This window comes from Bradyrhizobium sp. LTSP849 (assembly GCF_000938255.1).
Lineage (GTDB): Bacteria > Pseudomonadota > Alphaproteobacteria > Rhizobiales > Xanthobacteraceae > Bradyrhizobium.
The window spans coordinates 214,890-227,226 of sequence record NZ_JYMR01000045.1; the positions used below are offsets into that span (position 1 = coordinate 214,890).

The window sequence follows — 12,337 nt, forward strand, 5'->3', positions numbered from 1 at the left end:
CAGACATGGAGGTCGCCGATGCGCGACATGCTTCAGCTCGTCCCTATGGTCGTCGAACAATCCGCCCGCGGCGAACGATCCTTCGACATCTACTCGCGGCTCCTGCGCGAGCGCATCATCTTCCTCAACGGCGAGGTCAATGATGCGATGTCCGGACTGATCTGCGCGCAGCTGCTGTTCCTGGAGGCGGAGAATCCGAACAGACCGATCAATCTCTACATCAATTCCTATGGCGGCGTGGTCACCTCTGGACTGGCGATGTACGACACCATGCAGTTCATCAAGGCGCCGGTTCATACGCTGTGCATGGGCACCGCACGCTCCATGGGCTCGTTCCTGCTGATGGCCGGCGAACCCGGTCACCGCGCCGCCCTGCCCAATGCAAGCCTTCACGTGCATCAGCCACTCGGCGGCTTCCAGGGACAGGCCTCCGACATCCTGATCCACGCCACCGAAATGCAGGAAACCAAGCGGCGCATCACCCGGCTCTATGCCCAGCATTGCGGGCGCCGTGAGGAGGAGGTGGAACGGACCCTGGACCGCGACCACTTCATGACCGCGCAGCAAGGGGTCGAATGGGGATTGATCGACCGGGTCTTTGTGGAGCGCGACGCCGCGTGACGGGCTGACAGTGGCGTTCAGCCGGATATCCGTCCGGCAAGCCTCGTCCTGTCCAAGCGGCCGGTCTTTTACGCGTATCGCATGAGCACGAACGCGACGGGCTCGATATTTCGCCTCACGGCGAAGCACTTCCGTAAGCTTCACCTATAATTAGATACCTTTCAGCTGCCCGACGCGTGAGCAACATTGTGTCGGCAGCCTGTCTTGCCTTTATTTTAATCAGATATGGTCACGTATTGAGCGCGACGTAATAGCGCACTGCAGCGCAATACCCGCCAAACGCGAAAACACCCGTCTTCATAGTCCGTTAGGCAACGCGCCCGATCTGGCACGGCATTTGATTCTAGAGGTCGTGGCTGTGCCCGCGTAGTGAACTTCTCCCTCGTGGCGAACCAGTCGAGAAACGCCCGGCCACGTCCGGACCGGGCCCAAGCGGGGATAGGACCCATGAAAATTGTTATGGCGATTATCAAGCCATTCAAGCTGGAAGAAGTCCGTGACGCCCTGACCGCCATTGGCGTTCACGGTCTCACGGTGACGGAAGTCAAGGGATATGGCCGTCAGAAAGGCCATACGGAAATCTATCGCGGCGCTGAATATGCCGTGAGCTTCCTGCCCAAGATCAAGATCGAAGTGGCTGTCGCCTCCGACCAGGTCGACAAGACCATCGACGCCATCACGTCCGCTGCGAAAACCGGACAGATCGGCGACGGCAAGATCTTCGTCATCAGCCTCGACCATGCGGTTCGCATCCGCACCGGCGAAGCCGACGCCGCGGCCCTTTGATTTCGCGCTCAACCAAAATCCAATCAGGAGTAAATGAAATGACGTTTAAGCGTCCCTATGGCGCGGGATTGGCGGCTCTCGCAGTCGGCCTGTTCGCTGCGACCGCAGCCTATGCCGAGCCAACGGTCAACAAGGGAGATAACGCCTGGATGCTGACATCGACAGTGCTCGTGCTGTTGATGACGATCCCGGGTCTCGCGCTGTTCTACGGCGGCCTCGTTCGTTCCAAGAACATGCTCTCGGTCCTGATGCAGGTGTTCTACACCGTCTGCGTCGTCACCGTGATCTGGGCCGTGTACGGCTACAGCCTCGCCTTCACCGGCGGCTCCGACTTCATCGGCGGCTTCTCCAAGGCCTTCATGATGGGCGTCACCACCGACTCGAAGGCCGCGACCTTCAGCGTCGACGCCAACATCTCGGAGCTCGTCTATGTGTGCTTCCAGATGACCTTCGCGGCCATCACGCCCGCCCTCATCGTCGGCGCCTTCGCCGAGCGCATGAAGTTCTCGGCGGTCGCCCTGTTCATCCCGCTCTGGGTGACCCTGATCTACTTCCCGATCGCACACATGGTCTGGTACTGGCCCGGCCCGGACGCGATCCAGGATGCAGCCAAGGCGCTTGCTGCTGCGGCTGATGGAGCGGCAAAGACCGCGGCTCAGGCCAAGCTCGACGAGATCAATGCCGACGCCGGCTGGATCTTCAAGAAGGGCGCGATCGACTTCGCTGGCGGCACCGTGGTGCACATCAACGCCGGCATTGCAGGTCTCGTCGGCGCTCTGCTGATCGGCAAGCGCACCGGCTACGGCAAGGAGCTGATGGCTCCGCACTCGCTGACCATGTCGATGATCGGCGCCTCGCTGCTCTGGGTCGGCTGGTTCGGCTTCAACGCCGGCTCCAACCTCGAAGCCAACGGCGGCGCAGCCCTCGCCATGACCAACTCCTTCGTCGCCACCGCAGCCGCCGCGCTGTCGTGGATGTTCGCGGAGTGGATCGTGAAGGGTCATCCGTCGGTGCTCGGCGTCATCTCCGGCGCTGTCGCGGGCCTCGTGGCCGTCACGCCTGCCGCCGGCTTCTCCGGCGTGATGGGTGCGATCGTCCTCGGTCTCGTGGTCGGCGTGGTCTGCCTGTTCTTCTGCACCGTCGTGAAGAACGCGCTCGGCTACGATGACTCCCTCGACGTGTTCGGCGTGCACTGCGTCGGCGGCATTGTCGGCGCCCTCGGCACCGGCATCCTGGTCAACCCGGCTCTCGGTGGCGCGGGCATCATCGACTACACCGCGATCCCGCCCAAGGTTGCCGATTACGACTTCGCGGCGCAGATGATCTCCCAGATCGAGGCGGTCTGCACCACGCTGGTGTGGTCGGGCATCGGTTCGGCGATCCTCTACAAGGTCGTCGATGTGATCGTTGGCCTCCGCGCCAATGTCGAGACCGAGCGTGAAGGTCTCGACATCACCGAGCACACCGAGCGCGCCTACAACATGTAGCTGTCCTCCCGGGGCGCGATCCCCTCGGGGATCGCACCCACAACTACGGTTTGGGCACATACCCGGCAATGCCCCGACCGTTGAGGGGCTCCAGCGCAAGTTGGAGCCCCTTTCTTTTTGCCCGGCGGGCAGCCGCGGCCGCGGGACCGGCGCAGAGCCAAATTGCATTGTCGCGACACCGGCGAGTATGATGCTCTCCTTGGAGCGCCATTTTATGCGTTTGTTGCATTGCCTGGCCCTGTGTCTTCTTTCGCTGGCCTTGTCGGCCCCCGACGCCAAGGCTGATAAGCGCGTCGCACTGGTGATCGGCAACGGCGCCTACAGGAACGTTCCCACACTCGCCAATCCGACCAATGATGCGGTCGATGTCGGTGCGGCCCTGAAGCGATCGGGTTTCGATCCTCTCATCGCGATCGATCTCGATCAGGCAACCATGCAGGAGACCGTGCTTCGCTTTGCGCGTGAAGCCCGCGGCGCCGACGTTGCCTTGTTTTACTATAGTGGACACGCCCTCCAGTTCGCCGGCGTGAACTATCTGGTGCCGGTCGATGCCGTCGTCCGCGACGAGGTCGATCTGCGGCGCCTGGTGCGCGCTGACGAGATTCTCGCTGACCTGCAACAGGCAAAGAACCTGCGGATTCTCGTGCTCGATGCCTGCCGCGACAACCCGTTTGCCGACGAGCTGCGGCGGAACGTTGGACAGGGTCGCGGCGTAACCGTCGCACGCGGCCTCGCCAAGATGGAGAGCCCGGAAGGCACCATCATCTCCTATGCGACCCAGGCCGGGCGCACGGCCGACGACGGCAACGGCCGCAACAGCCCCTATACCAGCGCGTTCCTCGAGCACATTCGTGACAGGGACAATATCAATACGGTGTTTCAGATCATCAGCGCCGGCGTCTACCAGCGGACCAAAGGCTCGCAGGTCCCCGAGCTTTCACTGTCGTTCTTCGGCGAGTTCTATCTGAACGGCAAGCCAGAGACGGCGGCGCTATCCCCAGCAGCGCCTCAGGCCGATCCTTGTGCCGATGCCGGAGATCATTGGCGAAGCGCGGAAGCGCTTGGCACGCTTGCCGCATTCAAGGACCACCTCGTACGATTCCCGACCTGTACGTTCGTGGATCTCGCAAAATCCCGCATCGCCGCGCTGACAAAACCCGCAGACGACGTGAAGCGCACCACCGCCTTCGACGGAACCTGGATCGGCAAGGAAACCTGCGAGAGCAGACCTCCGTTTGCGGAGGGCTATTACCAATACGCCCTGCGCATCAAGGACGGGGTGCTTCAAGCCGCCTTTGGCGACGAGGGCAAACCCGGTTCGACCATCTATGATGGAAAGATCGAGACCGACGGCAGCGCCAGCATCACTGTCAAAGGCGTTATTGGCGAGAACGACCCGCTGCGTCGGCTCGCCGGCAGCTCCTATCAGTACAAGATCGCCCTCGCGTTGAAGGATTCGAGCGGGACCGGCGTTCGTACCGAAACTGCGCGGCCATGCCGGATGGAACTGTCGAAGCTAGCGCCGCAGAGCCCGGGGGCAAATCCGGGCCAAGCCGATCCGAAGCGCGCCACCAAGCGCGACGACAAGTCAGCCGTGGTCGCGCCCGAACAGCGCGACGGTGGGCAACCTCGGCAGACCGGAAGCGGGCTGAGCTGCTCAGCGATGCGAGGCAGGTGCGCCGTAGCTTGTGTCAGTCGCGGCGGCCGTCCGGATTGCGCCTCGACCGCTTGCCCGCGGCTGGAAGCAGAGTGCATGAGCAGCGGGTGCTGGCGCGGCCGAGGATTTAACGGCTGCGGGCTTGCCAAGAGATAGTGTCCGCAGGACGATCGCCAGGCGACCTCTTTTGTCCGCTTGGACAGAAGAAAAAGATTGCCATTCCAGGTCACCGGCGCAGAAATATCGACCACAACGAACAACAAACCGGGAGGTCGTCATGCGTTTGGAAGGCGGATGCTATTGCGGTGAAGTGCGCTACGTGGCCGAAGGCGATCCAATGATGCAGGCCCAGTGTCACTGCCGCGAGTGCCAGTACATCTCGGGCGGAGCGCCCAACACGTTCATCGCGATGCCGGCGGCGGGCTTCACCTACATCACCGGACATCCCAAGCAGTTCACGCGCAAGGACCTCGCGCGCGCCGTCACGCGGGAATTCTGCGCCGAGTGCGGCACCCATCTGGTGACGAAGGTTCCGGGACTGCCGGCGACGATCGTGAAGGTCGGCACGCTGGACGAGCCCAAGCAGTTCCATCCGCAGATGGCGATCTACACCTGCGACAAGCAGGAGTTCCATTCGATCCCGTCAGGTATGGCAACATTCGAGAAGCTGCCGGCGCATTGAAGGTCGGATCGAGCGGTGCACTCCCTCTCCCGCAAGCAAGCGGGAGAGGTGAGAACCGCCGCCGCCATCCCGTTGTTATCCGGCCTAATTATTCCGCTCTGGACGGGCCCGCCGGTCGATGGTTAATCGCGTCTTAACCTCGCCCTATCTATGGTGAACTGAACCGTTTCCCGCCGGCGCCTTGGTGCGACCGGCTGTTCCAAGAGTGCTGGCGCCCAGAATGGCAATGACCGCTTCATCCCGTGCGCCGCTGGAAGGTGGAAGCTCCGATACCGAACGCTCGCCCTTCGTCCGGCTGAACGAGCTGTTGGCGCCGCATCAGCCCGGCAAGCCCTTGATTTCGCTCGCGGTCGGCGAGCCGCAGCATCCGGTGCCTGACTTCGTCGGGCCGGTGCTGGCCAAGCACATCGCCGATTTCGGCCGTTACCCGATGAATCAGGGCACCGAGCCATTCCGCAAAGCAGCGGGCGCCTGGCTGTCGTCGCGCTTCAAGCTGCCGCGACCGCTCGACCCCAAAAGCGAGATTCTCGTCCTCAATGGCAGCCGCGAGGGGCTGTTCCTGGCCGCGATCACGGCCGCACGCTATGTCGGCCCGCGCCCCGGCAAGCCCGCCATCCTGATGCCTAACCCGTTCTATCCGGTCTATGGCGCCGGCGCCCGCGCCGCGGCCTGCGAACCGGTCTATCTGCCAACCACGGTCGAGAACGGCTTCCTGCCCGATCTCGACGCCATCGACGAAGCGACGCTGGCGCGCACGGTGGCGTTCTATCTGGCCTCGCCTGCCAATCCGCAGGGCTCCGTCGCGTCGCGCGATTATTTCACGCGCCTGAAGAGCCTCGCCGATCGCTACAACTTCGTGATCCTGAGCGACGAGTGCTATTCCGAGATCTACACCCGCGAAGCGCCGGGCAGTGCGCTGGAATGCGCCGGCCCCGACTTCACCCGCGTGGTTGCGTTCCAGTCGCTGTCGAAGCGCTCCAACTTGCCGGGCCTGCGTGTCGGCTTCGCCGCTGGCGACAAGAAGTTCATCGGCATGTTCCTCGAGCAGCGCAACATCGCGGCGCCCCAGGTGCCAGTTCCGCTCCAGCATGTCGCGACCGTTGCCTATGGCGACGAAGCGCATGTCGAAGAGAACCGCAGGCTTTACCGGATCAAGTTCGATCTCGCCGACCAGATCATCGGCAATCGCTACGGCTATCGCCGGCCCGACGCCGGCTTCTGCGTCTGGCTCAATACGTCCGAGATCGGCGACGACGTATCGGTGTGTCTGAAACTCTTCACGGAAGCCGGCGTGCGCGTGGTGCCCGGCAGCTTTTTGGCGCGGCTCCAGCCCGACGGCTTCAATCCCGGTGCGGGCTATATTCGTCTGGCATTGGTGCAGGATGGTGAGACCACGGCGCAGGCGCTGCACCGGCTGGTCGAGACTCTGGGTTAGGCGGGGCCCGTGAGCATGTCGGCAATCGAACGTGTCATTCCCCTGGTCGGCCATCTGCCGCCATCGATCCGCGAGGCGCTGAGCCGGCGCGTGCGCGAGCTCACCGGCTTCGGCCTGATCATCTTGTCGGGCACAGCTTCCGCCGCGCTGATGACCTGGTCGGTGCAGGACCCGAGCCTCAGCCACGCGACCTCACGGCCGATCCGCAACATTCTCGGCTATGCCGGCGCAATCGGCGCCGATCTCGCGATGCAGATCCTCGGGCTCGGCGCGATCATGCTGATCCTGACGGTCGCGGTGTGGGGCTGGCGCATGATGACCCACCGCCCGTTCGACCGCGAGGCCTTGCGGCTCGGCTGCTGGATTCTCTGCACGGTGATCGCGGCGGGCTTCGTGAGCTGCTGGCCGCACGGCGGCGCCTGGCCGCTGCCAACCGGGCTCGGCGGCGTGGTCGGCGATGCGCTGGTGCGCGCGCCCGCGGTGATCTTCGGGCCGCCCGGCGCGATCTATCGCATGGTGCTCGGCATCATTCTGTTCGTCGCGCTCGCCGCGACCTTCCTGATCTCCTGCGGTCTTGGCGCACGCGAACATGACGAAGATCTCGCGGAGATCGAAGACGACGACAAGCCGCTTGATGAAGACGAGGAGAGCGACCGCGGCTCGGTCTCGCTGGGTTGGCTGTTCCACGCGCTGATGAGCACCAAGGCGCGGCTGATCTGGCTGCTCGGCACCGCCTATCGCTCGCTGGTCTCGAGCGGACCGAAGGCCAAGGCCGTTTCTTTCAGCCGCCAGGAACCCAATCTCGGAGGCCGTGCCGCGCCTTCGATCTCGCCGCAGTCCGAAGACGAGGACTACGACGACGAGCACGGCGAGGAAGAAGGCGAAGACGAGGAAGAGGAGCAGCCTGCCGCGCGCGCACCGCGCAAGAAGGCCGCGCCGAAGGCGGCTTCCAAGAAATCCTCCGACAAGTTCGAGCTTCCGTCCGTGTCCGTGCTGGCCGCGCCCAAGGCCGGCGATCGCCAGCCGCTCAGCAAGGCCGAGCTGGAAGCCAATTCGCGCTCGCTCGAAGGCGTGCTGCAGGACTTCGGCGTGCGCGGCGAGATCGTGAAGGCCCATCCGGGTCCCGTCGTCACGCTGTACGAGCTGGAGCCGGCGCCCGGCATCAAATCGTCGCGCGTGATCGGCCTCTCCGACGACATCGCCCGCTCGATGAGCGCGCTGTCGGCGCGCGTCGCCGTCGTGCCCGGCCGCAACGCGATCGGCATCGAGCTGCCGAACGCGCATCGTGAAAAGGTCTATCTGCGCGAGCTGCTGGTCGCCAAGGAGACTGTCGAGACGGTGGCAAAACTGCCGCTCTGCCTCGGCAAGACCATCGGCGGCGATCCCGTCATCATCGATCTCGCCCGCACGCCGCACATGCTGATCGCCGGTACCACCGGCTCCGGCAAGTCGGTCGCGATCAACACCATGATCCTCAGCCTGGTCTACCGGCTGCGTCCCGATCAGTGCCGGTTGATCATGGTCGATCCGAAGATGCTCGAACTCTCCGTCTATGACGGCATTCCCCATCTGCTCACGCCCGTCGTGACCGATCCGAAGAAGGCGGTGGTCGCGCTGAAATGGGCCGTGCGCGAGATGGAAGAGCGCTACAAGAACATGGCCAAGCTCGGTGTGCGCAACATCGACGGCTACAATGCGCGCCTGCTCGAAGTGAAGGCCAAGGGCGAAGAGCCGACGCGCACGGTGCACACCGGCTTCGACAAGGAAACCGGCAAGGCGATCTACGAGGAAGAGAAGCTCTCGCTGGAGCCGCTGCCCTACATCGTCATCATCGTCGACGAAATGGCCGACCTGATGATGGTCGCCGGCAAGGACATCGAAGGCGCAGTGCAGCGCCTGGCGCAGATGGCGCGCGCCGCCGGCCTGCACGTGATCCTCGCCACGCAGCGTCCGTCGGTCGACGTCATCACCGGCACCATCAAGGCGAACTTCCCGACCCGCATCGCCTTCCAGGTCACCTCAAAGATCGACAGCCGTACCATTTTGGGCGAGATGGGCGCCGAGCAGCTGCTCGGCCAGGGCGACATGCTCTATATGGCCGGCGGCGGCCGCATCAGCCGCGTGCACGGTCCCTTTGCATCGGATGAGGAAGTCGAGAAGGTGGTGCGTCACCTCAAGACGCAGGGCCAGCCGGAATATCTCGAGGCGGTCACAGCGGAAGAGCCCACCGAGGACGAGGACGGCGCGGTGTTCGACGCGTCCGCCATGGGCGCGGACGGCGGCGGCGATTTGTTCTCGCAGGCCGTTGCCATCGTCAAACGCGACCGCAAGGCTTCCACCAGCTACATCCAGCGCCGCCTCCAGATCGGCTATAATCGCGCCGCATCGCTGATGGAGCGTATGGAACTGGAAGGCATTGTCGGACCCGCCAACCACGCCGGCAAGCGCGAGATTCTGGTCGAGGAAGAAGACAGCCATATGTGAGGCGCTGCCTCGAAATGACCTTTTCACGCAAAAACGATCTCCGCTTTTACCCGAAATCACGCTAAAACGACGCCCAGCCACACAGGACGACGCGTTGATCAGACATCCGGACATTCGATTCGCTGCCTCCATCGCTGCGCGTAGCGCGCGCGTGGCCGGCGTGCTTCTCGTCACCGCCGCGATGGTGACCGCAGCGTCGTTCGCGCAGACCGTGCCCGTGCCAAAGCCGGCGCCGAAGGCCCGCGACAATGCTCCGCCCTCGGGGGGACCGTCGATTACGGGCGCAACACAGGCGCCGCCGAATCCAGTCATTCCCGATCCGCGCCGCAACGTGCCGAGCAGCATCTTCCAGACCTTCGATGCCAACCAGAAGGCGCAGGCGGCCAAGGTCAGCGCCTACCTGTCGTCGCTGTCGACACTGGTCGGAAACTTCGTCCAGGTCGGCCCCGACGGCAGCAAGACGCAGGGCGATTTCTACATCCAGAAGCCGGGCAAGGTGCGCTTCGAATATGATCCGCCGAGCCCGATCGACATCGTCGCCGACGGATCGTCGGTCGTGGTGCGCGACCGCAAGCTCGCCACGCAGGACGTCTATCCGCTGTCGCAGACGCCGCTGCGTTTCCTGCTCTCGGACCGCATCGATCTGATGAAAGACACCAACGTCGTCAACGTCACCGCCGACGACGTCTTCGTCAGCGTGACGATCGAGGAGAAGCAGGCCCTGGTCGGCACCAGCCGCCTCATGCTCATGATCGGCGCCAAGGACGGCCAGCTGAAGCAATGGACCGTCACCGACCCGCAGGGCTACGACACCACGATCGCGGTGTATAATCTGGATGCTGGCAAGAAGCTCGATCCCGGCATGTTCAAGATCGATTTTACCAATTACGGCCCGTCGCCGGGATAGGCGCGGTGCGTAGGGTCGGCAAAGGCGCAAAGCGCCGTGCCCACCATCTCTCCGCGATTGAACAAGAAGTGGTGGGCACGCTTCGCTTTGCCCACCCTACGGCTGGATCACCCTACGAGAGCTTGCTAAGACGCATGCCTCATGCGTTTTTCCCTGACAACCTGGAACATCAATTCGGTGCGGCTGCGCATCGATCTGGTCGCGAAGTTTCTCAAGAGCGCGCGGCCGGACGTGCTGTGTCTCCAGGAGACCAAGTGCATCGACGACGCCTTTCCACTGAAGCGCTTCAAGCGGCTCGGCTATGAGCACGTCGCGCTGAACGGGCAGAAGGGCTATCACGGCGTTGCCATCGTCTCGAGGATTCCGTTCGAGTCGAAGGACATCCGCACCTTCTGCGACAAGGTGGATTCGCGCCACATTTCCGTGTCCTTTGGTGAAAAAGCCAACATCGCAAAGCCGCTGGTGCTGCATAATTTCTATGTCCCCGCCGGCGGCGACATTCCCGATCCCGCGCTCAACGAAAAGTTCGACCACAAGCTTCGCTTCCTCGACGAGATGAAAGCGTGCGAGCCGCTGCATCCGCGCGGCGAGGACCGCCACATCCTGGTCGGCGATCTCAACGTCGCGCCGCACGAGAACGACGTGTGGTCGCACAAGCAGCTTCTGAAGGTGGTCTCGCACACGCCGATCGAAACCGAGAAGCTACAAGCCGCGCTCAGCGCCGGCGAATGGGTCGACGTCGCACGCGAGCGCATCCCGATGTCGGAAAAGGTCTACACGTGGTGGAGCTACCGCTCCGCCGACTGGACCGTCGGCGATCGCGGCCGCAGGCTCGACCACATCTGGGTCTCGCGCGCGCTGAAAGACGCCGTCAGCGATTTCAAGATTTTGCGCGATGCACGAAGCTGGGAGCGGCCGTCGGACCACGTGCCGGTGACGGTGACGCTGGAGGTTTAGCCTCTTGTCATTCCGGGCTCACGACTTCGTCGCGCCCCGGAATGACGAGCGAGAGACCTAGGTGCTCAGCTTCGCACCCGCCATCAGAATATCGCTGGCGATTTGGCTGGAGCGAATCGCGAATTCATCGCGCAGGCGCAGCGCAGCGGCAGGGTCGCTCTCCAGCACACGCTGAAACAGGCTGCGCGCGACGCGGATGACGGAAGAATGCTCCAGCGCGATCGCGCCCGACGGCCGCTTCATCGGCACCACCAGCGCGAGCTCGCCGATCAGCGTGCCGGGGCCGGCGATCATCTCGGCGCCGGCACCGTCATCGACGCGAAAGGCGCCGCGCTGGACCACGAAGCCGGCATCGGCGTCATCACCGAGATTGAACAGGACGTCGCCGCGGACGAAATCACGTTGCTCGGAGCCGATCGCCAGCATGCGCAACGAGGCTTCTCCCAACAGGCGCAGTGTCGGGACACGCTCGAGAAGCGCTACGTCGTCGTCGATTGACATTCAGATCCGAGGCTCAAGGGCACGCGATCTAAAACGATTCGCATGCCCCCGAAGCGTATCACGGCACCAGCTTGTAGCCACCGGCTTCCGTCACCAGGATTTCCGGGTTGGCGGCATCCTTCTCGATCTTCTGGCGGAGGCGGTAGATGTGGGTTTCCAGCGTGTGGGTGGTGACGCCGGAATTGTAGCCCCAGACCTCCTGGAGCAGGGTCTCGCGCGACACCGGCATCTGGCCGGCCCGGTAAAGGAAGCGCAGGATCGCGGTCTCCTTTTCCGTCAGCCGCACCTTGCGGGCGTTGGCAGCGGTCAGCATCTTGGAGCCGGGACGGAAGCTGTAGGGCCCGACCGAGAACACCGCATCCTCGCTGGCCTCGTGCTGGCGAAGCTGGGCGCGGATGCGGGCCAGCAGCACGGCAAAGCGGAAGGGCTTTGCGACATAGTCGTTGGCGCCTGATTCCAGGCCCAAAATCGTATCGGAATCGGTGTCATGCCCGGTGAGCATGATGATCGGCGCCTTGAAGCCGCCCTTGCGTAAGGAACGGACCACCTCGCGGCCGTCGGTGTCGGGGAGGCCGACGTCCATCAGGACGAGATCGGGGGCATTGGCCTTGGCCGCGCTCGCGCCCTTGGCGCCGGTATCGACGGCAGAGGCTTCAAATTCTTCGTGTAGCGATAATTGCTCCACCAACGTGTCGCGCAGATCGGTATCGTCGTCCACGATCAGGATCTTGCGGGCATTGGCCATAGGGGGTCATCCTTTTGGGGTCCGGCTCGGCGCGCATTCATGCCGCACCCAGCCGTAATGGAAAGTTTTGGGGTC

General features: G+C 63.6%; 11 protein-coding genes. 9 read left to right on the plus strand and 2 right to left on the minus strand.

All coding sequences use genetic code 11. The features are described from left to right. The first annotated feature begins 18 nt into the window (after nt 1-18). From UB31_RS25390 to xth, 9 genes are all read left to right on the plus strand, one after another. A complete protein-coding gene (locus UB31_RS25390; protein WP_045012844.1) occupies nt 19-621 on the plus strand; it encodes an ATP-dependent Clp protease proteolytic subunit in 603 nt (200 codons plus the stop codon). Between the two features lie 447 nt (nt 622-1,068). Then, nucleotides 1,069-1,407, plus strand: a complete 339-nt coding sequence (locus UB31_RS25395) for a P-II family nitrogen regulator (protein ID WP_027525082.1) — start codon at nt 1,069-1,071, stop codon at nt 1,405-1,407. A 38-nt stretch (nt 1,408-1,445) separates the two neighbouring features. Further along, nucleotides 1,446-2,894 (plus strand): ammonium transporter, encoded by a 1,449-nt coding sequence (locus UB31_RS25400; RefSeq protein ID WP_045004593.1) that lies wholly within the window; start codon nt 1,446-1,448, stop codon nt 2,892-2,894. A 214-nt stretch (nt 2,895-3,108) separates the two neighbouring features. Beyond that, complete coding sequence (locus UB31_RS25405; RefSeq protein WP_045012989.1) at nt 3,109-4,707, plus strand: caspase family protein; 1,599 nt, start codon at nt 3,109-3,111, stop codon at nt 4,705-4,707. A 121-nt stretch (nt 4,708-4,828) separates the two neighbouring features. Continuing rightward, on the plus strand, nt 4,829-5,233 hold the full coding sequence (locus UB31_RS25410; protein ID WP_045004594.1) for a GFA family protein: 405 nt from the start codon (nt 4,829-4,831) through the stop codon (nt 5,231-5,233). 220 nt (nt 5,234-5,453) lie between these two features. Next, nucleotides 5,454-6,668: an aminotransferase class I/II-fold pyridoxal phosphate-dependent enzyme gene (locus tag UB31_RS25415; RefSeq protein ID WP_045012845.1), complete on the plus strand. Its 1,215-nt coding sequence runs from the start codon at nt 5,454-5,456 to the stop codon at nt 6,666-6,668. A gap of 9 nt (nt 6,669-6,677) precedes the next feature. Further along, entirely contained in the window at nt 6,678-9,152 is a 2,475-nt protein-coding gene (locus UB31_RS25420; RefSeq protein WP_045012846.1) for a DNA translocase FtsK, read from the plus strand. 151 nt (nt 9,153-9,303) lie between these two features. Further along, nucleotides 9,304-10,059, plus strand: coding sequence for an outer membrane lipoprotein carrier protein LolA (locus tag UB31_RS25425; RefSeq protein WP_045005012.1), 756 nt, complete (start codon nt 9,304-9,306; stop codon nt 10,057-10,059). Between the two features lie 141 nt (nt 10,060-10,200). Beyond that, on the plus strand, nt 10,201-11,016 hold the full coding sequence (xth, locus tag UB31_RS25430) for an exodeoxyribonuclease III (protein WP_045012847.1): 816 nt from the start codon (nt 10,201-10,203) through the stop codon (nt 11,014-11,016). A 57-nt stretch (nt 11,017-11,073) separates the two neighbouring features. Here the strand turns inward: xth and UB31_RS25435 are convergent, their stop codons facing one another. Further along, a complete protein-coding gene (locus UB31_RS25435) occupies nt 11,074-11,517 on the minus strand; it encodes a cyclic nucleotide-binding domain-containing protein (RefSeq protein ID WP_045004601.1) in 444 nt (147 codons plus the stop codon). Between the two features lie 58 nt (nt 11,518-11,575). Then, entirely contained in the window at nt 11,576-12,262 is a 687-nt protein-coding gene (locus UB31_RS25440) for a response regulator transcription factor (protein WP_007598630.1), read from the minus strand. Nucleotides 12,263-12,337: the final 75 nt, after the last annotated feature.

Excerpts from the sequence above, each read along its gene's own strand:
- UB31_RS25390 (WP_045012844.1), top strand. The coding sequence starts at position 19 with ATGCGCGACATGCTTCAGCTCGTCCCTATGGTCGTCGAACAATCCGCC.
- UB31_RS25395 (WP_027525082.1), top strand. The coding sequence starts at position 1,069 with ATGAAAATTGTTATGGCGATTATCAAGCCATTCAAGCTGGAAGAAGTC.
- UB31_RS25400 (WP_045004593.1), top strand. The coding sequence starts at position 1,446 with ATGACGTTTAAGCGTCCCTATGGCGCGGGATTGGCGGCTCTCGCAGTC.
- UB31_RS25405 (WP_045012989.1), top strand. The coding sequence starts at position 3,109 with ATGCGTTTGTTGCATTGCCTGGCCCTGTGTCTTCTTTCGCTGGCCTTG.
- UB31_RS25410 (WP_045004594.1), top strand. The coding sequence starts at position 4,829 with ATGCGTTTGGAAGGCGGATGCTATTGCGGTGAAGTGCGCTACGTGGCC.
- UB31_RS25415 (WP_045012845.1), top strand. The coding sequence starts at position 5,454 with ATGGCAATGACCGCTTCATCCCGTGCGCCGCTGGAAGGTGGAAGCTCC.
- xth (WP_045012847.1), top strand. The coding sequence starts at position 10,201 with ATGCGTTTTTCCCTGACAACCTGGAACATCAATTCGGTGCGGCTGCGC.
- UB31_RS25435 (WP_045004601.1), bottom strand. The coding sequence starts at position 11,517 with ATGTCAATCGACGACGACGTAGCGCTTCTCGAGCGTGTCCCGACACTG.
- UB31_RS25440 (WP_007598630.1), bottom strand. The coding sequence starts at position 12,262 with ATGGCCAATGCCCGCAAGATCCTGATCGTGGACGACGATACCGATCTG.